The 24,495-nt window shown below is 65.5% G+C and carries 21 protein-coding genes; 11 read left to right on the top strand and 10 right to left on the bottom strand.

Features of this window, described 5'->3' with window-relative positions; translation table 11 throughout:
* Positions 1 to 128 precede the first annotated feature (128 nt).
* The 4 genes from AC1DW9_RS27405 (at position 129) to AC1DW9_RS27420 (ending at position 2,913) form a co-directional block, all read left to right on the top strand.
* Positions 129 to 659 (top strand): CDP-alcohol phosphatidyltransferase family protein, encoded by a 531-nt coding sequence (locus AC1DW9_RS27405; RefSeq protein ID WP_441507644.1) that lies wholly within the window; start codon positions 129 to 131, stop codon positions 657 to 659.
* 127 nt (positions 660 to 786) lie between these two features.
* Positions 787 to 1,896: an AI-2E family transporter gene (locus AC1DW9_RS27410; protein ID WP_441491719.1), complete on the top strand. Its 1,110-nt coding sequence runs from the start codon at positions 787 to 789 to the stop codon at positions 1,894 to 1,896.
* On the top strand, positions 1,889 to 2,587 hold the full coding sequence (locus tag AC1DW9_RS27415; RefSeq protein ID WP_476768664.1) for a P-loop NTPase family protein: 699 nt from the start codon (positions 1,889 to 1,891) through the stop codon (positions 2,585 to 2,587). Before AC1DW9_RS27410 ends, AC1DW9_RS27415 begins: the two co-directional genes overlap by 8 nt.
* Positions 2,588 to 2,625: 38 nt before the next feature.
* Positions 2,626 to 2,913 carry a gamma-glutamylcyclotransferase family protein gene (locus tag AC1DW9_RS27420; protein WP_476768665.1) on the top strand — a complete coding sequence of 96 codons (288 nt, stop codon included), beginning with the start codon at positions 2,626 to 2,628 and terminating at the stop codon, positions 2,911 to 2,913.
* Between the two features lie 81 nt (positions 2,914 to 2,994).
* Here AC1DW9_RS27420 and AC1DW9_RS27425 read toward each other — a convergent pair whose 3' ends face one another.
* Positions 2,995 to 4,236, bottom strand: a complete 1,242-nt coding sequence (locus AC1DW9_RS27425) for an acyl-CoA desaturase (protein WP_476776609.1) — start codon at positions 4,234 to 4,236, stop codon at positions 2,995 to 2,997.
* A gap of 264 nt (positions 4,237 to 4,500) precedes the next feature.
* Between AC1DW9_RS27425 and AC1DW9_RS27430 the strand changes: the two genes are divergently transcribed.
* Complete coding sequence (locus AC1DW9_RS27430; RefSeq protein WP_441507649.1) at positions 4,501 to 6,696, top strand: RNA degradosome polyphosphate kinase; 2,196 nt, start codon at positions 4,501 to 4,503, stop codon at positions 6,694 to 6,696.
* Between the two features lie 7 nt (positions 6,697 to 6,703).
* Positions 6,704 to 8,206: an exopolyphosphatase gene (ppx, locus tag AC1DW9_RS27435; RefSeq protein ID WP_441491714.1), complete on the top strand. Its 1,503-nt coding sequence runs from the start codon at positions 6,704 to 6,706 to the stop codon at positions 8,204 to 8,206.
* Positions 8,207 to 8,265: 59 nt separating this feature from the next.
* Here the strand turns inward: ppx and AC1DW9_RS27440 are convergent, their stop codons facing one another.
* A complete protein-coding gene (locus AC1DW9_RS27440) occupies positions 8,266 to 9,282 on the bottom strand; it encodes an AMP-binding protein (protein ID WP_441507650.1) in 1,017 nt (338 codons plus the stop codon).
* 10 nt (positions 9,283 to 9,292) lie between these two features.
* Positions 9,293 to 11,146, bottom strand: coding sequence for an extracellular solute-binding protein (locus AC1DW9_RS27445; RefSeq protein ID WP_441507651.1), 1,854 nt, complete (start codon positions 11,144 to 11,146; stop codon positions 9,293 to 9,295).
* A gap of 243 nt (positions 11,147 to 11,389) precedes the next feature.
* On the opposite strand from AC1DW9_RS27445, the gene AC1DW9_RS27450 reads away from it, so the two are divergent.
* Positions 11,390 to 12,187 carry an invasion associated locus B family protein gene (locus tag AC1DW9_RS27450; RefSeq protein WP_476776608.1) on the top strand — a complete coding sequence of 266 codons (798 nt, stop codon included), beginning with the start codon at positions 11,390 to 11,392 and terminating at the stop codon, positions 12,185 to 12,187.
* Between the two features lie 141 nt (positions 12,188 to 12,328).
* Here AC1DW9_RS27450 and hspQ read toward each other — a convergent pair whose 3' ends face one another.
* On the bottom strand, positions 12,329 to 12,658 hold the full coding sequence (gene hspQ / locus AC1DW9_RS27455; protein WP_043242591.1) for a heat shock protein HspQ: 330 nt from the start codon (positions 12,656 to 12,658) through the stop codon (positions 12,329 to 12,331).
* Positions 12,659 to 12,775: 117 nt separating this feature from the next.
* Positions 12,776 to 13,834 carry an HpcH/HpaI aldolase/citrate lyase family protein gene (locus tag AC1DW9_RS27460; RefSeq protein ID WP_441507652.1) on the bottom strand — a complete coding sequence of 353 codons (1,059 nt, stop codon included), beginning with the start codon at positions 13,832 to 13,834 and terminating at the stop codon, positions 12,776 to 12,778.
* A 276-nt stretch (positions 13,835 to 14,110) separates the two neighbouring features.
* Between AC1DW9_RS27460 and AC1DW9_RS27465 the strand changes: the two genes are divergently transcribed.
* Together AC1DW9_RS27465 and AC1DW9_RS27470 are read left to right on the top strand one after the other, a co-directional pair.
* Positions 14,111 to 15,082 carry an AEC family transporter gene (locus AC1DW9_RS27465; protein ID WP_441491709.1) on the top strand — a complete coding sequence of 324 codons (972 nt, stop codon included), beginning with the start codon at positions 14,111 to 14,113 and terminating at the stop codon, positions 15,080 to 15,082.
* 36 nt (positions 15,083 to 15,118) lie between these two features.
* Positions 15,119 to 16,252, top strand: coding sequence for a CaiB/BaiF CoA transferase family protein (locus AC1DW9_RS27470; protein WP_441507653.1), 1,134 nt, complete (start codon positions 15,119 to 15,121; stop codon positions 16,250 to 16,252).
* Between the two features lie 11 nt (positions 16,253 to 16,263).
* Here the strand turns inward: AC1DW9_RS27470 and AC1DW9_RS27475 are convergent, their stop codons facing one another.
* Positions 16,264 to 17,451, bottom strand: a complete 1,188-nt coding sequence (locus AC1DW9_RS27475; protein ID WP_441507654.1) for a UbiH/UbiF family hydroxylase — start codon at positions 17,449 to 17,451, stop codon at positions 16,264 to 16,266.
* A gap of 235 nt (positions 17,452 to 17,686) precedes the next feature.
* Here AC1DW9_RS27475 and AC1DW9_RS27480 point away from each other — a divergent pair, with 235 nt between their 5' ends.
* Both AC1DW9_RS27480 and AC1DW9_RS27485 read left to right on the top strand, forming a co-directional pair.
* Positions 17,687 to 18,661 (top strand): quinone oxidoreductase family protein, encoded by a 975-nt coding sequence (locus AC1DW9_RS27480; RefSeq protein WP_441491706.1) that lies wholly within the window; start codon positions 17,687 to 17,689, stop codon positions 18,659 to 18,661.
* A gap of 87 nt (positions 18,662 to 18,748) precedes the next feature.
* Entirely contained in the window at positions 18,749 to 19,810 is a 1,062-nt protein-coding gene (locus tag AC1DW9_RS27485) for a hypothetical protein (RefSeq protein ID WP_441507655.1), read from the top strand.
* 474 nt (positions 19,811 to 20,284) lie between these two features.
* On the opposite strand, the gene rimO is transcribed toward AC1DW9_RS27485, so the two are convergent.
* The 4 genes from rimO to AC1DW9_RS27505 form a co-directional block, all read right to left on the bottom strand.
* A complete protein-coding gene (gene rimO, locus AC1DW9_RS27490; protein WP_441491704.1) occupies positions 20,285 to 21,604 on the bottom strand; it encodes a 30S ribosomal protein S12 methylthiotransferase RimO in 1,320 nt (439 codons plus the stop codon).
* A 148-nt stretch (positions 21,605 to 21,752) separates the two neighbouring features.
* Positions 21,753 to 22,082: a hypothetical protein gene (locus AC1DW9_RS27495; protein WP_441507656.1), complete on the bottom strand. Its 330-nt coding sequence runs from the start codon at positions 22,080 to 22,082 to the stop codon at positions 21,753 to 21,755.
* A gap of 108 nt (positions 22,083 to 22,190) precedes the next feature.
* On the bottom strand, positions 22,191 to 23,549 hold the full coding sequence (locus AC1DW9_RS27500; protein ID WP_441491747.1) for a sensor histidine kinase: 1,359 nt from the start codon (positions 23,547 to 23,549) through the stop codon (positions 22,191 to 22,193).
* The gene (locus AC1DW9_RS27505; RefSeq protein WP_441491702.1) at positions 23,546 to 24,226 is read right to left on the bottom strand and encodes a response regulator transcription factor; all 681 of its coding nucleotides are present in this window, start codon (positions 24,224 to 24,226) and stop codon (positions 23,546 to 23,548) included. The genes AC1DW9_RS27500 and AC1DW9_RS27505 overlap by 4 nt, the downstream gene beginning before the upstream one ends.
* Positions 24,227 to 24,495 lie beyond the last annotated feature (269 nt).

Below are 24,495 nucleotides of genomic sequence, written 5' to 3' on the forward strand. Positions count from 1 at the left end.
CATTCCGTTCGCGCGAGCGATAGGCAAGCCAGCCGCGCCTTGCAAGCCGCTATGACGGATTCGGCCTTGCCGGTGCACCGTTTCGGGCTCTAGCCTCGCACAGGACAGCGCTGCGAATCCGGAAGAGCATGACCCTTCCCAACCTCATCACCATCGGCCGGCTGTTTCTGGTGCCGCTCGTCGTGGTGATGATCACCAATGGACGCTGGGAGACGGCCTTCATCCTCTTCGTGGCGGCCGGCGTCTCGGACGCGGTCGATGGATTCATCGCCAAGCGCTTCGGCATGACCAGCGAGCTCGGCGCCTATCTCGACCCCGTCGCGGACAAGGCGTTGATCGTCTCGATCTACATCACGCTTGCGCTGGTCGGGGCTATCCCGGTCTGGCTGGTCGTCCTGGTGGTCTCGCGCGACCTGATGATCGTCTCCGCCGTGATCCTGTCCTGGGTGATGGAAAAACCCGTCGAGATCGCTCCTTTCGTGGTCAGCAAGCTCAACACGGCCGCACAGCTCATTTTCGCCGCGCTGATGCTCGGGAGCAAGGCCTTCGGGGTCGATCCCGGGCCGGCGATCGATGTCGGCCAGCTCCTGGTCGCCGTATTGACGCTGGGATCAATGGCGGCCTATCTCGCGTTCTGGCTGCGCCATATGGCGGCCTGACCTGCGGCGAGCGGGCGCGATTGCGTCCGTTTCAGTGCTGCGGCTTGGAACTTGCTTCGTGTTCACCCATCTTCGTGGACGCGGTCGATGATCTCGCATCGCGGAATCCGCCGGGGACTGCCTGTTCATGTCGTTGCAACGCCAAATCGGTTTCTGGCTGATCTCGCTCGCAGTCTTCGTGCTGTGCCTGGTCTTGCTGCGCGACGTGCTGCTGCCATTCATCGCGGCGCTGGCGCTGGCCTATCTGCTCGACCCCCTTGCGGATCGGCTCGAGCGGCTCGGAATGAGCCGTCTGGCCGCGACGATTGTCATCCTGATCGTCTTCCTTCTGATCTTCGTGCTGTCGCTCGTGCTGCTCATGCCCTTGCTCGGCCAGCAGCTCGCCGGCTTCGTTGCGCGGATGCCCGAGGTCGCTGCCAAGCTGCAAACGCTGATCCTGGAGCGGGGGGCGCCGCTCCTCGAGAAGCTGGGTGGTGGCAAGCTTGCCCAGGATGCCCAGAATTCACTCGGAAATCTCGTCGGCGAAGCAACCAAATGGGTCGGCAGTGTCCTGCAATCGCTCTGGTCCGGGGGGACCGCGATCATCGGCGTGTTCTCGCTGCTGGTTCTGACCCCCGTCATCGCCTTCTATCTGCTGGTCGACTGGGACCGCATGTGCGCGACCGTCGACAGCTGGTTGCCGCTCGACCATCGCGACACCATCCGCGGCCTGCTGAGCGAGATGGATAAGGCGATCGCCGGCTTCCTGCGCGGCCAGGCGCTGCTCTGCATCCTGCTCGGGACCTTCTATGCCGTCGGATTGAGCATCGTCGGCGTCAACTTCGGCGCGCTCATCGGCATCATCAGCGGCTTCCTCTCCTTCATCCCCTATGTCGGCTCGCTGACGGGCCTCGTGCTGTCGGTCGGCGTCGCGATCGTGCAGTTCTGGCCGGAGTGGACTTGGCCGTTGGTGACGCTCGGCGTCTTTGCCGCCGGTCAGTTCATCGAAGGCAACATCCTGCAGCCGAAGCTCGTCGGCGACTCGATCGGCGTGCATCCGGTCTGGCTGATGTTCGCGCTGCTTGCCTTCGGCTCTCTCTTCGGCTTCGTCGGGCTCCTGCTTGCGGTTCCCTTGGCGGCAGTCATCGGGGTCTTGAGCCGTTTCGCGCTTCGGCAGTATCTGGCGAGCAACATCTATCATGGCGGCGATGTTTCGAAGTCCGCCGAAGCCCGCAAGCGTCTCGGAGCCGATGTCTGACCATACAAGCCGCCCGCGTCAGCTCGCCTTCGACCTGCCCGTCGACAGCCGCCACGGCGTCGAGGATTTCCTGATCGGCCCGTCCAACGAAGCCGCCTATGGGATGATCGAGGCCTGGCCGCACTGGCCCGAGGCCTGGCTGCGCCTGGTTGGCCCGGAAGGGGCGGGAAAGACCCATCTCGCGGCGATCTGGGCCAAGGCGGCCCATGCCTGGGTCATGCCCGTCTCCGAGGTGACCGAGGAGAACGTGCCGCACCTGATCTCCGGAGGGGCGCTCGTCGTCGAGGATTGCGACAGAGGGCCTCGCGACGAAGCCGCCCTGTTCCACCTCTTGAACGCGATCAAGGCGAAGCGCGGCTCGCTGCTGCTGACCGCACGCGCAGCTCCCGATCAATGGGGCGTACGTATTCCCGACCTGTTGTCGCGCCTGCGGCTGGCGCCCCATGCGACGATCGCGCCGCCGGACGATGCGCTGCTGCGGGCGCTGCTGGTCAAGCTCTTCATCGACCGGCAGCTCATCGTCGATGCCGGCATCATCGAAGCGCTGACGCTGCGGATGGAGCGCTCGTTTGCCGCGGCGCGTGCACTGGTCGACGCGCTCGACAGGCTTTCGCTGGAACGCGGGCGGCGCGTCACGCGCGCCCTGGCCGGCGAGGTCCTGGCGGACCTCTTTCCGGATGATGCGAACTGAACAGGCAGCGCAGCCAGGCAGGTTGGAAGGAGAGCGGTATGGCCGACGGACGTGAGATCCGGCTGTTTTCCTACGGCACATTGCGCCAGAGGAACGTCCAGCTCGCCACATTCGGCCGAGAGCTCGAAGGCCGTGACGACGCCCTTGTCGGCTTCGCCCGCACAATGGTCGAGATCACCGATCCGGAGGTGATCGCCACCAGCCGCGAGACGCATCATCCGATCGTGACCCGGTCCGGCAATCCTGCCGACGAAGTGGCCGGAACCGTCTTCAACATCACAGCCGCGGAGCTCGCCGCGGCCGATTCCTACGAGGTCTCGGATTAGCGCCGGATTGCGGTGTGGCTCAGATCCGGGACCGAGGCGTTCGTCTATGTCCGGGCTGCGGACGCGTCCTGAATCGAACGTTCAGGCCGCGCCTTCCGAAGCCGACTTGGCCGACGGCCCAACGAGGCGTGCATGCATGGCCTCGATCAGAAGTTCATGCGCACGGGCTGCGATCGCGTCGAGCGAGGGCGTCCGCACGAACATCGCGGCCGCCTTCTCGCTGAGCTCCTCGCGGCTCGGCAGGACCGGCAGATGCCATTGCGCAACGGCGTCCTGGGCCTGCTGCTGCATTTCGGCCAGCCGGTCACCCGCACGTTGCTGCAGTTCGGCGAGCGCTTCGCGCAAATCGGCGAGCGTCATCGTCGGCAGATGCAGCTCCGACAGGGCAGGGCTCGCCGCATAGGCTTCCCGGAAGGCGCTGACGACGCGGTCCAGCGGCACCGAAGCCGCAAGCCGCTCGGCAGAGCGTTCGATGACGCGCGGCGGCAGGGCCTGCGAACGATCGACGACGGCCTGCGGCGGCGCCTTCAGGTCCCAGACCGCGCCGATCTTCGAGAGACCGAGGATCACGTAATAGGTCGGGTCCCACTGCCACCAGCGGAAGCCCTGACGCACGCTGTACTGATAGGCGTGGTGGTTGTTGTGCCAGCCTTCGCCCATGGTGATGATCGCCAGCCACCAGTTGTTGCGGCTCTCGTCGCCGGTCACATAGTCCTTGTCGCCATGCACATGCGCGAGCGAGTTGATGCAGAATGTCGCGTGATAGACCGCAACCGTCGACCAGAAGAAGCCAACGATCAGGCCGGCCCAGCCGCCGATCGCGAAGCAGAGGCCGGCAAGCAGGATCGCGGGCGCCAGCTCGAAACGGTGCAAAAGGCGCAATTCGGGGAACTTCGTCAGGTCCTGAATCGTTGAATCGTCGAAGGTGCTGTGATCGCGGCTGAAGATCCAGCCGACATGCGAATAGGCGAAGGATGTCATGACCGGCGAATGCACGTCATGCTCGGTATCGGCATAGCGATGATGGTGACGGTGCTTGGAGGCCCACCAGAGCACGCTCTTCTGCGCCGTCGATTGGGCCAGCAGCGCGAGCAGGAACTGCCCGAAGCGGCTGGTCTTGTAGGAGCGATGTGAGAAATAGCGGTGATAGCCACCGGTGACCGCGAACATCCGCAACCAGTACAGCCCGATCGCGAGCCAGACCGAGGTCCAGGTCACACCGCTCCAGAGCGCCCCGAAACAGGCGAGATGCGCCAGCACGAAGGGAACGGCGGATGGGTAGACGATGTCGCCATCATCATGAGGGGCAGTGCTGTCGCTCAAGAATGCTCTCTGTGGGGTTCGCGCGGATTCGCCGCTTCGGTGCGGCACGGGCCGCATGTCCAGCGGCACCAAACAGGACGAGCCGGCGCCGCGCAAGTAGGCCACTCGCCGCAGCATGGCAAGGAAACCACGTGGGAAGGCAATTGGTTCGAGGCAACGCAGGAATAGCACTCGCCCGTCATCGAAGCGTCACGCTAGGATGGCTTCAAGTTTGACAGGCGGGCGATCTCGGCCCGGCTTGCGTTCGAGACGAGGGCGAAACTCATGAATATCGAACCGACAAACGTGAAGGCCGCGGACATCGCGCCTCAGGTCGGTCCCATCGGTCTGCGCCATTCGCCGGCCCGCTTCGTCAATCGCGAGCTGTCCTGGCTGCAGTTCAACCGTCGGGTGATGGAGGAGGCGTCGAACCGCAACCATCCTCTGCTGGAGCAGCTCCGCTTCCTCTCGATCTCTGCCAATAATCTCGACGAGTTCTTCATGGTCCGCGTCTCGGGCCTGCGCGAGCAGCTCAAGGCGGGTGTCGTCACGCCCAGCCAGGATGGATTGACCCCGGCCGAGCAGCTGATCGAAATCGCCAAGGCGACGGCCGATCTTACCGCCGACCAGCAGGCGCGCTGGGTCGAACTCAAGCGCGAGCTGGACGATAATCGGATCGTGCTGCTGGGGCCGAAGGACATCGGTGCGCAGCACCGCACCTGGCTCGAGGACCACTTCCTCCATCTCGTCTTCCCCGTGCTGACGCCATTGGCGATCGACCCGGCGCATCCCTTTCCCTTCATCCCCAACCTTGGCTTCACGCTGGCGCTGGCGCTGGAGCGGATCAGCGATGGCCGGCAGCTCGACGCGCTGATCCGGGTTCCCGGGAAGATCGACCGCTTCATCGAGCTGCCCGATCTGGCACGCGACGGCGTGCACCGCTTCATCACGCTGGAAGACACCGTCTCGCTCTTCATCGGCAAGCTCTTCCCTGGCTACGACGTCAAGGGAACCGGCTCGTTTCGCGTCATTCGCGACTCCGACCTCGATATCGAGGAGGAGGCCGAGGATCTGGTCCGCGTCTTCGAGACGATGCTGAAGCAGCGCCGCCGTGGCGTCGTCATCCGTCTCGAGGTCAGCGACGGCATGCCGCCGCATCTGCACCGGCTGATCGTGCGCGAACTGAAGGTCGATCCCGACGAGATCGTCCAGGTCGATGGTATGATCGGGCTGAACGAGCTCTCGCAGCTGGTCGGCGTCGACCGGCCGGACCTCAAGTTCAAGCCGTACAACGCCCGCTTCCCCGAGCGCATTCGCGAGCATGGCGGCGATTGCTTCGCCGCGATCCGCCAGAAGGACCTGCTCGTCCACCACCCCTATGAAAGCTTCGACGTCGTCGTGCAGTTCCTGCAGCAGGCGGCGCATGACCCCAACGTCGTCGCCATCAAGCAGACGCTCTACCGCACCTCATCGAACTCGCCGATCGTCAGGGCGCTGGCCGAGGCTGCCGAGGCGGGCAAGTCGGTGACGGCCCTGGTCGAGCTCAAGGCGCGCTTCGACGAGGAGGCGAATATTCGCTGGGCCAAGGATCTGGAGCGCGCGGGCGTGCAGGTCGTCTATGGCTTCATCGAGCTGAAGACCCACGCCAAGCTCTCGATGGTGGTGCGGCGCGAGGCCGGCCAACTCGTCAGCTACTGCCATATCGCGACCGGCAATTATCACCCGATCACGGCGCGCATCTACACCGACGTCTCCTTCTTCACCGCCGATCCGGTGATGGGGCAGGACGTCGCGCGCGTCTTCAACTTCATCACCGGCTATGCGGAGCCGGCCGAGCTGGAGCAGATGTCCGTCTCACCGGTGGGGCTGAAACAGCGCCTGCTGTCCGACATCGCCGAGGAGATTGCCCATGTGAAGGCAGGCCGCAAGGGTGCGATCTGGGGCAAGTGCAACTCGCTGGTCGACCCCGAGATCATCGACGCGCTCTATGATGCGAGCCAGGCCGGTGTGGAGATCGACTTCGTCGTGCGCGGCATCTGCTGCCTGAGACCCGGAATTCCGGGGCTGTCGGAGAACATCCGGGTCAAGTCGATTGTCGGACGCTTCCTCGAGCACACCCGGATCTATGCCTTCGGCGCCGGCTTCGGCCTGCCCTCGGCCAAGGCCAAGCTCTATATTTCCTCGGCCGATCTGATGCCGCGGAATCTCGATCGGCGCGTCGAGGCATTAACCCCGATCCAGAATCCGACGGTGCACCAGCAATTGCTGGAGCAGATCATGCTGGCGAATTTCCTCGACAACGAGCAAAGCTGGACCATCTTGCCCGATGGTGGCTCAAGACGCATTGTCCCGCCGCCGAGCGACGAGTCGTTCAACGCCCACAAATATTTCATGACCAATCCGAGTTTGTCCGGACGTGGAAAATCGCTCTCCAATTCAAGCCCCCGCAGCCTTGCGCGCCGGACCGGCAGAAAGGCTTGACCCGGCGTTGATCCCGGGGCGGCTGAGCCTCGGCGAGACGCTCGCCATCGTCGATATCGGCTCGAACTCGGTGCGTCTCGTCGTCTACGAGATGCTGTCGCGTTCGCCGGCGCAGGTCTTCAACGAGAAGGAGATGGCCGGCCTCGGCCGTCAGGTCGCGACAACCGGGCGGCTTGCCGATGACGCCATCGAGAAGGCGCTTGGCGCGCTCGTGCGCTTCCGCATTCTCTGCGAGGCGATGCATGTCCGCGATATCCGGGTCATCGCGACGGCTGCGGCACGCGACGCCGCCAATGGACCTGCGTTCATTGCGCTTGCCGAGCGGGCGATCGGCCAGCCGATCGAGCTGATCTCCGGGGGGCGTGAAGCCTATTTGTCGGCTCTCGGCGTGATCTCGGGCTTTGACGCACCGCGTGGCGTCGTCGGCGACCTTGGCGGCGGCTCGCTTGAGCTTGCCGCCGTCGACAACGACCGGGTGGGCGAGGGGGCCAGCCTGCCGATTGGCGTGCTGGCGCTGCTCGACCGCTCGAAAGGCTCGGTCAAGCTCGCCGAGAAGATCGTCCGCGAGGCACTCGACAACCTGCCGCAGCTCGCCGCGATGCGCGGACGCGATTTCTACGCCGTCGGTGGCACCTGGCGTGCGCTCGCAACGTTGCATCAGCGCCAGTCGGTCTATCCGCTGAGCGTGATGCACGCCTACACCGTGCCGGCGCGGGACGTGACGGAATTCGCCAAGCTGGTCGAGCGGGCCGACAGCGCCGTGCTGGAATCGATCGAAGCAGTGTCCTCGGCGCGCCGGCCGCTCCTGGCCTATGGCGCACTGGTGCTCGACCAGTTGATCAAGCGCGGCCGTCCCAGGTCTGTTGTGATTTCGGCCAACGGTGTCCGCGAGGGACTGTTGCACGAACAGCTCCCCGACGAGGAGCGCAGGATCGATCCGCTGCTTCAGGGGGCACAGGACTACAACCAGCTCAGGGCCCGCGACCCGCGGCATGCGATCGACCTGATTGCCTGGGTCGCAAAGCTCTTCGCCAGCGCTGGCATGCATGAGGATGCGGCAAGCCGCCGCTTGCAGGACGTCGCCTGCCTGCTCTCGGATATCGGCTGGCGCGCCCATCCGGACTATCGCGGCGAGCAGAGCCTCAATGTCATTGCCCATGCCGCCTTCAACGGCGTGGATCACCCCGGCCGCGCCTTCCTGGCGCTCGCCGTGTTCCATCGCTATGCCGGCGCCAAGAGCGACACGCCGGTGGCATCCGAGCTGCGGCGCCTCCTGACACCCCGGCAGCTCGAACGCGCGCTGCTGCTCGCGGCGACGTTCCGCGTGGCCTATCTGCTTTCGGCGGGCATGCCCGATATCCTGACCCGCATTTCGCTGACCTGCGTCGACCGCCGGCTCGTGCTGCGCTTCCCGGCAGACCTTAAGGCGCTGTCGAGCGAACGGGTCACCGGGCGGCTGAAGCAGCTCGCCCGCCTGCTCGGCCGCGAGCACGAGGTCGCGGCGGGCTAAGGCATCGGCCGGAAAGAGGGTTCGATCATCGGGCCCGATGCGATACCGGGTCCGGGGACCTAACGCCTGCTGACATCGACCTCGGTCGCCGAGCGTACATCGACATCGACAATCGCGAGGTCGGGGCGATCGATGGCCGGATAGGCGCGCGTCTCGCCTGGCCGTTGCACGAAGACCAGGCTGGCGAGGGCAGGGTGGCTCGCCAGTTTCGAACGTGCCAAGGCTGGCTCCATGGCGCCGGGAAGCACCAGATGTGCCTTTCTGCCTCCTTCGAGGCAGGCATGCAGGTCGCCGAGGCTGAACAGGCCAAGCGGCAGCAGCTCGACACCTGTCAGGATCGCCATACCGGGCCCGGAGGCGAGCGCGGCGAGGTCCCCGCCGACCAGCGTGGTGATGATCCGTGACGAGGCCAGCGGTTTCAGCAGGCGCGAAATCTCCAGCGCCTTGCTCAGCAATGCGCGTTCCGAGATGGCCTGCGGTCCCGCAAAGCTCCTGCTGTCGACGACCTGGAGGGCCGGGCGTTCCGTCGATTCCGGCAGGGGGTGGCGCACGCCATTCGCAATCAGGGTATCGAGCGGAGCGACGCCGTCGGGAATGTCACGGCCGAAACCGCCGACGAAGCGCGTTCCGAAGGCACGCATGGCAAGTGTCCGCAGCATCAGCAATGGGCGAACGTGCCCGATGCGGCCGGCGCCGAGGGCCATCACCGCCCCCGATGCCTCGATCAACCGGAGCAGATCCAGCTCATTGGCGTGCAGCGGCAACATCAGCGGCGAGAGGCCGGAGCGCAAGGCGGCCAGAATGGAAACCAGTGCCTCGGGCCCCAGCGGTGCAAGGATCGCGACGCTCGCGCCGGGCTGGGCATGATTGGTGCTCAGAAGCCCGGCGAGGCGCGAAACCCGGTCGTCCAGGTCCACGAAACTGAGGGAGCGCGGCTGCTCGTCGCTCCAGCTGCGGCGTCCGGGGGGATCGCGCAGCGCCGCCTCGTAGCCGCGGCTGCGCACCAGGGCCTTCAGCAAAGTATCGAGATCGAGGCCGTCTAGCAGGGCAGCAGCGTCGTCGTAGTCAGCCCGCATCGACGATCCTTCAGTTCGCCGGAGCGGGCGGCGCCGGGACGCGGGCCAGAACTTCGGTGGACAGGAAATAGGCCGGCCTGCGGGCCGGCAGCACGACATCGCGTGAACGAGCGAGCCAGGTCTCGGGCAAATAATAGAGCGGCACGACATAGAACCCGGAGATCAGCAGCCGGTCGAGCGTGCGCACCGAGGCAACGAAATCGGCGCGTTCGCGGGCGGAGAGCAGCGTTTTCAATACCGCGTCGACGGCCGGCGATTTCACGCCTGCATAGTTCAACGAGCCCTTGCGCTCGGCATTGCTCGAATCCCAGCGCCCGACCTGCTCGTTGCCGGGAGAGGCCGAGGCCGGCCATGTCCACTGGATCATGTCGAAATCGAAGGTGGAAAGGCGGCGCCAATACTGCACGTCGTCGATCAACCTGACCGTGACGGCGATGCCGAGCCTGGTCAGCGACTTCGCATAGTTCAGCGCAAGCCGCTCCTGCGGCCGGCTGGTGACGGTGATCTCGAAGCTCAGCGCCTCGCCGTTCTTGCTCTGGCGCAGCACGCCGTCCTGAAGTGCGTAACCAGCGCTCTGCAGCAGATCGAGCGCCTTGCGCGCCTGATCGCGGTCACGGCCGGAACCGTCGGTCGCCGAGGGCATCCAGGTTCCCGCGAGAACGTCCTCCCGGACGGCCCCGGGGAAGCCTGCGAGCAGTGCCTTCTCGCGCGCATCCGCCGCCACTCCGAGCGCGGAGAGCTCCGAATCCGCGAAGAAGCTGCCGGCCCGTCGATAGACGCCATGGAACAGATTGCGGTTGGCCCATTCGAAGTCGAACAGGATGCCGAGCGCCTCGCGCACCCTGACATCGGCGAAGACCGTGCGGCGCGTGTTGAAGACGAAGCCCGTCATGCCCTTCGGCGCCTCGAAGCGCAGCGCCTCCCGGACGATGCGGCCATCGCGCACGGCGGGAACATCATAGCCCGTCATCCAGCGTGTCGGGTCCCCTTCGAGACGGATATCGTAGAGGCCGGCTTTGAACGCTTCGAAGAGCGTATTGGCGTCTCGATAGAAATCGTAGCGGATCTCGTCGGCATTGAAGAGACCGCGGGTCAGCGGATGATCCTCGGCCCAGAAGCCGCTGCGGCGCTTCAAGGTCAGTGCCTCGCCCGGCTTCACGTCACTCACGAGATAGGGACCGGAGCCGAGAGCGGGCTTGAAGCTGGTCTCTGCGAAGGTTTCCGCATTGGTCGCGTGCTTGGCGAAGATCGGCATGGCGCCGATCACCAGCGGCAATTCGCGATTGGAGCCGTCGCCGAGCTCGAACTCGATCCGGCGCAGCGTGGGCACTGCGACCTTGGTCACGCGCCCGAGACTGGAGCGGTGGAACGGCTTGCCCTTGGTCCTCAGCATGTCGAAGGTGAAGCGCACATCTTCGGCAGTGACTGGCTGGCCATCCGAAAAGGTGGCCCGCGGATCGATCTCGAAGGCGAGCCGCGTGCGGTCGTCATTGAGCTCGATCTTGCTCGCCAGCAGGCCATAGGACGTGAAGGGCTCGTCAGCCGAGCGGAAGAGCAAGCTCTGCTGCACATAGCGGGGCACGGCGTCCGGGGCGACGCCGAGCACCACGAGCGGATTCAGGCTGTCGAAGGTGCCCTGCAGGCCAAAAATGATTCGCCCCCCCTTGGGAGCGGCCGGATCGGCATAGGGCAAATGCGCAAAGCCCTTCGCCAGGGCGGGCTCGCCATGCATGGCGATGGCATGATCGACCGATGGCGATTCGGCGCGCGCAACCGCGCCCGCCGCCAGAACGGCGGCAAGAATTGCGAAGATATGCCGTACCGCAACGCCAATCGCTGCAGCCGGCGCAAGATATGAACCCATTGCCTGACCTGATTCCCAGCGGCAAGAATAACACGGCTTGCCGGCCGTCACGTAAGCTGTTCAGACTGGAAACCTGCAGCAGAACTCGCTAAACGCAGCGCGAGGTGTCATTCAAACGCCGCAATCGCAACCGATGTGCACGGCCTTCCAGGGGCTGGCGCGCGTAAGCGATTGAGCCCGTCGACAATGATGCGCGCGGCTTGCGAAGTCGTGTTTCGAGATTCGCCTGGTAAGGAAAACCATATGACCGCTTCGTTCAGCCCGTCTCAGCGCCTGTCCGCCCGAGCGTTCGGCCTGGCCATGAGCGCCGTGATCGGCCTCAGCCCGGTCGCCGCCTTCGCTCAGCAGCAGCGTCCCGCCCAGCGCCCGGCCCAGCCACCGGCTCAGCAGCAGCCCGCGCAGCCGCCGGCCGGACAAGCTCAGCAGGGTGGTCCCACCGTCGTTCAGGTCAAGCCGGAGCCGTCTCAGACCAGCTGGACCAAGGTTTGCGGCAAGGATCAGGCCGCCAACAAGGAAATCTGCTACACGACGCGCGATTTCGTCTCGGATCAGGGCCAGCCGGTGCTTGCGGTTGCCGTCTATGACGTCAAGGGCGACGCGACCCGGATTGTGCGCTTCCTGATGCCGCTCGGCCTGATGCTGCAGCCTGGTGTCCGCTTCGGCGTAGACGCGGCGCAGCCGGTGCCCGGCCGTTACGCCATCTGCTTCCCGAACGGCTGCTTCGCCGAGGCGCAGGTGAAGGACGATGTCATCAACGCGATGAAGAAGGGCAATACGCTCAATATCAGCGTGCAGAATCAGACCGGCCGCGAGGTGACCTTCTCGATTCCGCTTGCCGATTTCGGCAAGGGCTTCGATGGCGCCCCGATCGACCCGAAGGTGCTGGAAGAACAGCAGAAGCAACTGCAGGACGAATTGTCCAAGCGCCAGGAAGAGCTGCGCCAGCGTCTTGGCGGCGGCGGAGCCAATGCGGCTCCGGGCGCTCCGGCGGCTCCCGGCGCGACTCCCGCTCCCGGCGCTCCGGCTGCTCCCAAGCCCTGATCGGGTTGCCGTTCGCACAAACAGAAAAGGCCGGCCCCTCGGGGCCGGCCTTTTTCATGGGCCTTCTGCGTTTGCATCAGCTTTCCCGAGAGCCGGAACCCACTTTTCGGGCGGGCACTCCAATGGCGTCGGGCGGCGGGATCAGTTCAGGTCGGCCTTGTCGATGAGATAGCGGCCCTTGCGGTCGCGCCTGAAGAACTCCTTGGCCTGCGGATGGCGGATCGGCCGGCCGGATTCGTCGATCACGAGATTTTGCTCGGAAACATAGGCGACATATTCCGTCTCCTCGTTCTCCGCGAAGAGATGGTAGAATGGTTGGTCCTTCGACGGGCGCAGGTTCTCCGGGATCGCCAGCCACCATTCCTCCGTATTGGAGAAGGTGGGGTCGACGTCGAAAATCACCCCTCGGAACGGATAGACACGGTGTTTCACCACCTGCCCGATCCGGAATTTCGCTGAACGCGCTTCCATGTCTCGCCTTGATCCGTCCTCAAGCCGGCAGGCTCTCATACTGCCGGCTAACGTCGCCATCTCGCGCATGCGGTAGGATTGCGTCGCAAATAGGTCAAGATCAACGGCTGAAAGTCGCTAGTTCGGCGGCAATCCATAGCGCTCGGCGAGAGCCGGATCGCGAGCGGCAACCTGGTGGGCCAGATCGACGATGACCTTGGCCTGTTTCCAGGTGGCGTCGTCCTGCATCTTGCCGTCGATCATGACCGCGCCCGAGCCGTCGGGCATGGCTTCCAGGATGCGTCGGGCGAACGCGACCTCTCCGGGATCCGGGCTGAAGACGCGCTTGGCGATCTCGATCTGCGAGGGATGCAAGGTCCAGGCGCCGGCGCAACCGAGCAGGAAGGCGTTGCGGAACTGGGCTTCGCAGGCGGCTGCATCCGAGAAGTCGCCGAAAGGGCCGTAAAAGGGCTTCAACCCGGCCGACGCGCAGGCGTCGACCATCTTCGCCAGCGTATAATGCCAGAGATCCTGCTGAGCGACGGCGCGAGCGCCGCCTTCGGGGGAGGGGTCGGCGATCACCTTGTACTCGGGGTGCCCGCCGCCGACGCGCGTCGTCTTCATGGCGCGCGAAGCGGCCAGATCGGCTGGGCCAAGGCTCATGCCGTGCATGCGGGGGGAGGCCGTGGCGATGGCCTCGACATTCTTCACGCCTTCGGCTGTTTCAAGAATGGCATGGATCAGGATCGGCTTGCGGAGCTGATGCCGCGCTTCGAACTGGGCGAGCAGCTGATCGACATAATGGATGTCCCAGGGCCCCTCGACCTTTGGCACCATTACGACATCGAGCTTGCCGCCGACCTCGGACATGATCGTGCTGATATCATCGAGAAACCAGGGCGAGTTCAGGGCGTTGACCCGCGTCCATAGGCCGGTCGCGCCGAAATCGACGGACTTGGCCATCATGATGAATCCGTCGCGCGCAGCCGTCTTGGCGTCGACCGGGATCGCATCCTCGAGATTGCCGAGCACGATATCGACCTGACCGGCGAGTTCCCCGACCTTGGCGCGGATCTTTTCAAGATGTGGCGGCACGAAATGGATCATGCGCTCCAGTTTCAGCGGCAGCTCCCGCAAGGGCTCCGGCGCGCCGATGGCGAGCGGGCGGAAGAACTGGCGCGGCGTCTTGGTTGGCATGGTGGGCTCCATGGTGCGTTGCAGCGAATGTGCCGGACCATGCAGCGCCCGTCCATTGGGTTTTCGCAGCGCGCCGGGCGTCGAACTGAGAATGATAGCCTAGGATGAAATTCCAGCGCGCGCGTCAGACAATATTCCTAGGCATTCATGCCTGTTGCATTGCCGGGCTGCGAGCGATGCGCTGCGCGGCTTTGCCGTTGGCCCTCGACCCGCTACACCGCCGCGATGCGCCTGCCTGTTACCCGGGAGGTGCACCCGCCCGAGGTTCCAGCGCGTATGGCCGAACTTGCCAGCCTGTTCAATCTGGTCGCGCCGTTCTTCGGCCTGATCGTCCTTGGCTTCGCTGTCGGGCGCTACAAGCGGCTCCCGGAAGAGGGGCTGGCGTGGATGCAGTACTTCCTGATCTACATCGCCCTCCCGGCGCTGTTCTACCGCCTGATTGCCGACAAGCCGCTGAGCGAGCTCTCGAACTGGGGCTTTGTCGGCGCCACGACGCTCGCCACCTTCTGCGTCTTCTCGCTCTCCTTCCTCATCGGCTTGAAATCCACGCACGGGCATATGCCCCAGGCGGTGATGCAGGCGGTCGCCGGCTCCTACTCGAATATCGGCTATATGGGCCCACCGTTGATCCTGGCCGCGCTCGGGCCGGTCGCGAGCGCGCCGGTGGCGCTGATCTTTGTCTTCGACAATATTCTGCTGTTCTCGCTGGTGCCCTTCCTGATGGCCCTGGCCGGCGTCGAGAAGAAGGGCTTTCTCGCGACAGCCGGCGAGGTGCTCTGGAAGGTGGTGACGCACCCCTTCAATCTCGCGACCCTGGCCGGCGTGATCGCGAGCTACACCAAGCTCGAATTGCCGACTGCGCTCGACAAGATGACGCTCTGGCTGTCGCAGGCGGCGGCTCCCTGCGCGCTGTTCCTGCTCGGCGTCACGGTGGCGCTGCGGCCGATGAGGTCGATGCCCGCGGAAGTGCCGGCCCTGGTCGCGGTCAAGCTCGTCCTCCACCCGCTGCTGGTCTGGGTGCTGCTCTCGGCGCTCGGAAATTTCGCCGACCCCTGGGTCTATGCGGCGGTGATCATGGCGGCGCTGCCGCCGGCCCTGAACATCTTCGTGATCTCGACGCAGTACAAGGTCGGCGTCGAGCGCGCCTCGGCCTGCATCCTCGTCGGCACCATCGTCTCGATGGTGACGCTGACGGGCTTCCTGTGGCTGGTGAAGACGGGCAGGATGGCGGCAGACCTGTTTCCCTGACGGCTGCCCTGCGCCCGTCCAATCCCCGGGATCGCGATGCTGCCGCTCGACGACCTTCTGGTTCTGGATTTCTCGACTTTGCTGCCGGGCCCGCTCGCGAGCCTGTTTCTGGCCGAGGCGGGTGCCGAGATCATCCGGATCGAGCGGCCGGGTGGTGAGGACCTCCGCCGCTTCCCACCGCGCTTCGGCGAGACCTCGGCTCCATTCGCTGCGCTCAACCGCGGCAAGAAGAGCATCGAGATCGACCTGAAATCCTCCGATTCCGCCGAATTGCTGCGCCCTCTGGTCGAGCGCGCCGACATCCTGATCGAACAGTTCCGCCCTGGCGTGATGGAGCGGCTCGGTCTCGGTTTCGAAGCCCTCCACATGATCAATCCCCGGCTGATCTATTGCTCGATCAGCGGCTATGGCCAGACCGGGCCGCGCTCCCAGGATGCCGGGCACGATATCAATTACCAGGCGATCGGCGGGCTGCTCGGGCAATCGCTGAAGCGTGGCGAGCCTCCGCCGCTGCCGCCGACGCTCGTTGCCGATATCGCAGGCGGGGCGATGCCGGCGGCGCTCAACATTCTGCTGGCGCTGCGCCAGCGCGAGCGCACCGGTCGAGGCTGCCATCTCGACATCGCGATGAGCGACGCTATGCCGACCTTCACCTGGTACAGCCTTGCCCAAGGGCAGGTGACGGGAAACTGGCCGGAAGGCGGCGAGGGGCTCCTGACCGGGGGAAGCCCGCGCTACGGGCTCTATGCCACCGGCGATGGCTGGTTTCTCGCGGTTGGAGCCCTGGAGCAGAAATTCTGGGAGGTCTTTTGCGAGGCGATCTCGCTCGATCCCGGCTTGAGCGATGATCGGATGAATCCGGAGGCGACGCGCTCCGCGATCGCCTCCATCATCGCATCGGAACCGGCGTCGTACTGGCGGAGCTATCTCGAGCCGCGCGATTGCTGCTGCACGGTCGTGCGCAGCCTCGAGGAGGCGCTGGCCGACCCGCACCTGACTGCGCGCGGCCAGCTCGACAACCAGGCGGAGGAGCCGGGAGGCAGGCGCCTTGTCTCGACCCCCTTGCCACTGGCCCCGGTTTTCCGGGAGCACGCGCCCGCACTGCTGCGCGTGCCGTCGAGCGGTGGTGATCAGGAGTTGCTGCAGACAGAACCCGACAGGGGCGACTGATCGCGGGCCGCTCAGTTGGCCATGCCGCCAGCCAGGCCCTGGCGCATGACGATCCGGCGCAACGGCCCGATCTGCGAGAGCGCGAGCAGGCCGGCGCCACGCATTAGGTCGGCGGGGAGCAGGTCGGTCAGCAAGGTCCGGTTCAGCGCATCGACCGCACCGGTACGCAGCCGCACATCCGTCTGCCGCGCCGAATCATAGGCGGCAATCACCGCGTCGCTGCCCGGGTCTTCGGCGTCATGCAGGACGCGACGCAGGGCTGCGACGTCGCGCAAACCGAGATTGAGCCCCTGAGCGCCGATCGGCGGGAAGACATGGGCCGCTTCCCCGATCAATGCCATCCGGTTCGCCCCGAAACGTGTTACCGAGAGGCCGCCCATGGGAACGCGCCCACGCGCCCCCTCGACGGTCATGGCCCCGAGCAGGGAATGCGTCTGCCTCTCGACGCTGCGGGCGAACGTGGCATCGTCCAGCGCGGCGATCCGCTCGGCCTCTCTCGGCTCGAGCATCCAGACCAGCGAAGAGCGGTGGCCGGGCAGGGGAACGAGCGTGCAGGGGCCGCTGCGCGTGTGGAATTCCGTCGAGGTCTCGCGATGGTCGCGGCGATGGCCGAGGATCGCCGTCAAGGCGATCTGCGGATAGCGCCAGTCCCTGGTGGTGATACCGGCAGCGTCCCGCACGCGGGATTGGCGACCATCGGCGCCGATCACCAGCCGGGCGCAGAAGGGCTCGAACTCGGCTCCGGAGATCCTGACCGCATCATCTTGGGCTTCGATCGCCGAAACCATATGGGGCACGCTCCGGATGTTCGGGTTGGCCTGGACATGCTCGGCCAGCGCCGCAACGAGATCGGCATTCTCGACATTCCAGCCGAAAGCGTCGAGCCCGAGTTCGGACGCGTAGAACTCGACCGGTGGCTGCCGGAACAGGCTGCCGGTGTCATCGACAAGGCGCATCACCGCGAGCGGAGCAGCCTTGCCGTCGAGGGCCGGGAGCAGGCCGAGCTCGGCGAGCATCCGCCAGGAGCCGTCGAGCAGCGCCACGGTGCGACCGTCTCGCGGGGCGACCGGGCGGCCGAATACGGTGACCTGCCAGCCATCTGCCGCACAAGCGAGCGCGGCGGCCAGCCCAACGGCGCCGGCGCCAATGATGGCGATCTCGGCCTGATCAGAATGCGGGAGCGTAGCACGCGAAGTCATGGCACTTGGCTAGCCGACCCGAAGGCGTCTGGCCAGTCCGCGCTGCGTCGCAGCCCCGCACAGAGACTGCGTGAAATGGGCCCTGACGAAGGACGGAAGCGTTCATGCCGCGCCCCGATCCCGCACCATCATCTGCCGACCCGGCGTTGGGCGCCGACCCGCCCAGCAGTCCGGCCGTTGCGTTGATGCGATGCAAGTCCCTATGGTCCGGCCTTCACGTGATGGAGCAATGTCAATGGTCAAGGCGATACGCGTTCACCAGACCGGCGGACCCGAGGTTCTGAAATACGAGGACGTTGCGTTGCCGGCGCCCGGGCCAGGCGAGCTGCTGGTGAGGAACCGCGCGATCGGCCTCAACTTCATCGATACCTATTTTCGATCGGGCCTTTACGCGGCCCCCAAGCTGCCCTTCGTGCTGGGCAACGAGTCGGCCGGTGACGTCCTTGCCGTCGGCCCCGATGTCACCGAGTTCAAGCCGGGCGACCGCGTCGCCTGCGTTGCGACGCTCGGAGCCTATGCCGAGGAGCGCATCGTGGCGGCGGCATCGACGGTGGCTCTGCCGGCTGCGATCTCCTTTGAGGCTGCGGCCAGCATGATGCTGAAGGGCCTGACCGCCGAATATCTGCTGCACCGGACCTACAAGGTGAAGCCGGGCGACACGATCCTTGTGCATGCTGCCGCTGGCGGCACCGGCCTGATTCTGTGCCAGTGGGGCAAGGCGCTCGGCGCGACCGTGATCGGCACCGCAGGCTCCAGGGACAAGGCCGAGCTCGCCAAGGCGCATGGTGCCGACGAGGTCATTCTCTACCGTGACGAGAATGTCGCGGCGCGGGTCAAGGACATCACCGGCGGAAAGCTCTGCGACGTGGTCTATGACGGCGTCGGCAAGGACACGTTCATGGCCTCGCTCGACTCGCTCAAGCCCTTTGGCGTGCTTGCGAGCTTCGGCAATGCGTCGGGCGCGGTCGAAGCGTTCAATCTCGGCATCCTGGCTGCAAAGGGCTCGCTCTACGTCACCCGTCCGACACTGAACTCCCACACCGCAAAGCGCGAAACGATGGTCGAGATGGCGAAGAACCTGTTCGGCGCCGTCACCTCGGGCAAGGTCACGATACCGGTGAACGCGACCTTCCCGATGAAGGATGCAGCCGAGGCACATCGCACGCTGGAGAGCCGCGGCACGACGGGCTCGACGGTCCTCATTCCGTAGCGTTCGCCGCCTCGTCGCAGCAATCTCGCCCAGATTGTTGCCTAGATCTCCTGCCGCCGGGGGCGGCAGGATGGGTGGCTGGGCAAGATGAAGAACGCGATTCGGGCACTATGTGTCGTGCCGGCGCTGATCGGCGCGGGCATATTGGTGCTGCCGCGCGGATGGAATGGCCTGCAGTTGCAGGTGGCGGCCAGTGACCCCGTCGCCCTGTCGGACCTGCGCCTGCAGGGCGTGCTTGCGTCCGGGCGCATCGCAGACGAGATCGATGCCGCGATTGCCGCTGGCGACACCGACCTTGCCGGCAGCTTTGTCGATCTGGCCGCCGAGCATCGCCTCGTTGTCACGGAGGATCAGCGCGAGCGCCTCGCGCGCTTGAAGGACGAGGCGTCGACGCGCGCACTCAGGGATTTCGGCTCCGGTTTCCTGTCGGGCGAACGCGCGAGCAATGCCGGCTTCGCCGGCGCGGTGGTCAGCGACGTTGTCGGCGTCGGCGACCTGCGGGACCTCGCCGGTGAAGGCCAGAAGCTGCTCCGCGGCGAGGCAACAGATCATGTCGTCCTGGTACTGGCCGCTGGCGGGCTCGCTCTGAGCGTTGCGACATGGGCGAGCCTCGGCAGCGGCCTGCCGGCACGCGGTGGTCTCAGCGTCGTCAAGGCAACGGCGAAGGCAGGCATGCTGTCGCCAAAGCTGACGGCCAATCTCACGCGCATGGCCGCGGGAGCCGTCGATCGTCCGGCTCTGACAGCCAGTCTCTCCGCTGCTGCGCGCTTCGACCTGGCAGCAGCCCGCGCATCCTCGGCTGCGATCGTGCGGCCGGCGGCAATGACGCGCCTGGCAACGCTTGGGCAGGATGCCGGCGCAGTCTATGCCCGGACCGGCCAGGCCGGTCTGCGCCAGGTTCTCGCGGTTGCAGACGAGGCCGGCGATATTGGGCGCGCGGCACGGCTGAGCGCCGCCAAGGGGTCCACCACCCGTGCGGTCCTGAAGGTGCTCGGACGTTCGGCGCTGGTGCTGGGCGCGCTCAGTCTCACGACCATGAGCTGGATCTTCGCCCTGATCGGCTATGCGGTGGCGCTGGCCATGCTCGCGCAGAGATTTGGCTGGTGGCTCGGGCGCCTCGGTTCAGCCCGGCGAAAGCCGGCTATCTGAGAGCAGGGCCGATCATCGTTCCGACGCCTGTGAACCTGCTGCGGAGACGACGCGACCAATGAGGGCCAGCGGACGCTGATCCTCATTCGGGAGCATGTCATGAACCGGACACTTCGTTTCACTGGTCTGTTCTTGGCCTCTCTCACCATCTCGACGGTCGCAATGTCGCAGCAGAACGGCAGCGGGCATGGCGGCGACGATGGCGGTCGGAGCGGCAAGGGCGCAGCAGGCGGAAGCGCTCGGTCCGTGTTTCAGCTGCTGCGCGAATTCCCTGGGGGGAAGGCACGCCTCACCCGCGCAGTCGCGCTCCGTGGCGGGGGCGCCAACCGGATCGATCATGTCTGCAGCGAGCCGCCTCCGTCACGGCGCCTGCCGTCGCGTTCCAACAGACCTGCCTTGGGGTAGCGAGGTCTTCCTCTATCGCGGGCGCGGCGACCAGATCATGCGCGCCCTTGCGAAAGTGGACAGGCCCGATCAGACCGCGATTCCGTGCAGATCGTAGGCGTCGGCCCGCTCGATCTTCACCGTCACGATCTCGCCGGCCCGGAGCGGCCGGCGGCTCGCAACATAGACATTGCCGTCGATCTCGGGCGCATCCCATTTGGAGCGGCCCTTGGCGACCGTCGGGCCCGCCTCGTCGATGATCACCTGAATGCGCTTGCCGACCCGGCTCTTGACGATCCGGGTACTGATTTCGGCCTGCGCCTTCATGAAACGATGCCAGCGCGCTTCCTTCTCGTCCTCCGGGATCAGCGGCAGGCCGAGATCATTGGCAGGCGCACCCTTGACCGGCTCGTATTTGAAGCAGCCGACGCGCTCGAGCTTTGCTTCCCTCAGCCAGTCGAGCAGGAACTGGACATCCTCTTCCGTCTCGCCGGGGAAGCCGACGATGAAGGTTGAGCGGATGGCGAGATCGGGACAGATCTCGCGCCATTTGCGCAGGCGGTCGAGCGTGCGGTCCTGATGAGCCGGGCGCTTCATCGCCTTGAGAACGCTGGGAGATGCGTGCTGAAAGGGAATATCGAGATAGGGCAGAATCAGCCCTTCCTGCATCAGCGGGATGACCTCGTCGACATGCGGATAGGGATAGACATAGTGCATCCGCACCCAGACCCCCATCTGGCCGAGTTCCCGCGCCAGCTCGAAGAAGCGCGTGCGGACCTCGCGATCCTTCCAGAGCGAGGGGGCGTATTTGACATCGAGGCCATAGGCACTGGTGTCCTGGGAGATGACCAGCAGTTCCTTGACGCCAGCCTTGACCAGTTTCTCGGCCTCGCGCAGCACATCGCCGATCGGTCGCGAGACCAGGTCCCCGCGCAGCTTCGGGATAATGCAGAAGCTGCAGCGATTGTTGCAACCCTCTGAAATCTTGAGATAGGCGTAGTGCCTCGGCGTGAGCTTGATGCCCTGGTCCGGCACTAGGTCGACAAAAGGATCGTGCCTGGGCGGCACCGCCTGATGCACGGCCGAGACGACGCTCTCATAGGCCTGGGGACCGGTGATCGCCAGCACGTTCGGGAAGGCGTCGCGGATCTGCTCGGGCTCGGCGCCCATGCAGCCGGTGACGATGACCTTGCCGTTCTCGGCCATGGCTGAGCCGATCGCCTCCAGCGACTCCGCCTTGGCGCTGTCGAGGAAGCCGCAGGTATTGACGATGACGAGGTCAGCGCCCGCATGGCTCTTGCTGAGCTCATAGCCTTCCGAGCGCAGCGAGGTGATGATGCGTTCGGAATCGACGAGGGCCTTGGGACAGCCCAGGGAGACGAAAGAAATCTTCGGCGCGACGGCGTTCATCGGCGACAAGCTCGGACACTGGATCAGGAAGGGGCGCGGCGGGGCCGGCGCATATGGCGCTTCCTTTGACGTGTTTTTAGAGGTTTTGCAAATTGCAGCCGAGATCGCAGGCAAAGCCGCCGGATTCCCTATCCCTTGCAATGTTCATTCAATCGAGCCCCGGGACGATGCCGGCGGGCGAGGCAGCCGTTGCGTCGTCGCGGATGGAGATCACGATGAACAGGGCCCGCACCAGCATCGCCAGGGGCGTCGCGACCATGCTGGCGCTTTCAGGTGCCGCCGCTTCGGCACAGGCGCATCCAAAGGCCGGCTTGGCGCCGCCATTGCCCGCCAGTGCGCCGCGCGTGCGGCCGGTCCAGGACGAAGGAGCGCCCCATTCGCCCTGCAGGGATGGGCGCTTCAGCTTCGGCCGACCGGTCGATTGCGAGGCGGAACTGCGACGCTGGCACGCAGGCCGCGCGCCCTCCGACCCCTGCACGGACGGGCGCTACAGTTCAGGCGAGGCGTATGACTGCCATGCGGAGTATCAGCCCTGGAGGTGGCGGGAACGGGCGAAGGACAACGGCTTCTGGAAATAGCTGCGTGCTCAGGCGGCCAGGCCTGGCTGGGGGAAGACCATCCTGAGACAGGCACCGCCCGATGCTGAATCGAGCGCGAGCACCTCGCCTCCGTGACGATGCATGATCTCGCGAACAAGGTTGAGACCGAGGCCCGAGCCGCGGCTTTGCGCATGAAGCCTTTGAAAGGGCTCGAAGACACGTTCGCGTTGCTCGCGCGGAATGCCGCATCCGTCGTCCTGGATGTCGATGATCGCGGAGTGACCGACGCGGACGGCAATCGTTCCAGCCCGGCCGCCATGCTCGATCGCGTTCTGGACCAGATTGGTCAGGGCCCGCTCGACCGATAGCGGATCTCCAATGACCGTGACCGGATCTCCCTCGGGCTTGAACTCCATCTGATAGCCGGCGGCGAAGGCCAGGGGCGCAAGGTCGACCACGACCCGCTTCGCAATCGCGTTGAGGTCCATGGGCGTGAACGTGTCCGTCTGCTGATCGAGCCGCTCAAGGTCAAGAAGCTGCTCCATCATGGTCGCCAGCCGCGCAACATCCTGGAGGAGGCGCGTCTTCTCTTCGCCCGCCGGCAGGGATGCCAGCCTCGTATTGAGAATGGCGACGGGCGTCCGCAGTTCATGCGCGGCGGCCGCCAGGAAGCGCTTGTGTTGCTCGTAGCCCCTGTCGAGACGTCCAAGGGCGGCATTCACCGCCGTGACTAGCGGCGTGATCTCGACCGGCACGTCATCGAGGGGCAAACGAACACCCCGCCGGTCGATCTCGATGCGCCCGGCCTGCGCCGCTGCCCGGCCCAATCCGGCCAAGGCTCCTCGGACCACCAGCGGAGTGACGAGCAGGGCCGCGACCGCCATCACGGCGAGAACGGGCAGAACCTCCTTGAGGAACACGAGGCTCATCCCCAGGGCCACAAGATAGAGCGATGCCCGGGTCTCGGTGCCCGTCACGACCTGGACCTCGCCAGCTGCGCTGTTCACCCATCTGACCCGTGCCGTGGCGCGGGGAGGATCGCCGATATTCCAGCCCAGCCGGGCCTGGCCGATATGGTCGAGGCTGTCGCCGAGCTGGCTGAAATCCGCAGGAACGGCTCCTTCGGACACGCGGTGGCCCGTGCGGTCCCGGATGACGAACCAGAGATTTGGATTAGAAGCCCGCATCCGGGTCAATTGGCGCGTTGGCCGCAGCACCAGCTTGCCAGTCGGCCCGCGCGCCACCGCGCCTCGCAGGGTCTCAATGGTGCTCTCGACCGATGAGAAGTCGAACAACGCCCCTGTGGCGAACAAGCCAGCGACGATCAGCATGATGGCGGCAGCCTGGAACGCCATGAGCCGCCCGATCAGCCGGCGCTTGAGGGAATACCCGCCATCCATCGTCAGGCGGTTTCGCGGATGAGGTAACCGACTCCGCGAATCCCATCGATCGTCGCGCCGGCATCAGCTTCCGCAAGCTTGCGGCGCAGGCGAGAGACATGGGTATCGAGCGCGTTGGACTGGATCTCGTCATCCAGACCGAACACGGCCTCCATCAGGAAGGTTCGCAAGACCATTCGCCCCATCCGGCGCATCAGGGCTTCCAGCACCAGCAATTCGCGCCGCGGCATGGCGAGCATCTGGCCTGCCACACGGGTCTCGCGGTGCACGAAATCGAAGGAAAGGCGACCGATCCGCACCGTATCGGAGCGCATGCCGGCAGGCCGGCGCAGGAGTGCGCGCAGGCGCGCCAGAAGTTCCTCGAAGGCGAAAGGCTTGCCGAGATAGTCATCGGCTCCATGGTCAAGACCCGCGACCCGGTCGTTCAAGTCCCCACGCGCCGTCAGCATGAGGACCGGCACCGTGTCGCCCTTTGCCCGCAGCCTTCGGACCAGGTCCAGGCCGTCGCCATCGGGCAACTGGCGGTCAAGCAGCACTGCATCATAGATGCCGCAGCTTTCGCTCAGCATTGCCTCTGCATCCGCTCTGGTTGGCAGATGGTCCACGACCATGTCCTGACGGGTCAGCGCAGTGCGCAGCGCTGAAGCCATTGCCGGCTCATCCTCGACCAACAAGATGCGCAAGGCGGAATCTCCCGCTCCTCGGGGGTAACCGCCTATCGAGTGCGGATTGCGCCAACCTTGCATGGAAGCTCGGTCCCGACCTCGCCGGCGAGAGCTCATTCCGGCCTCATCGAGTCCGGCACGCCCCTGCGCCTCCGCATGACAGGCTGGCTCAACCCCGTCGTGGCATCGATGCCGACGGCGCCGCGAAACAGAGCGGTGCACTCATGGAAGCTCCGGGCCCGCTCAACCATTGCGGTGGCCGCCACTGGGATGGACTGCACATGTCA

The organism is Allobosea sp. P4_E12, assembly GCF_056401655.1.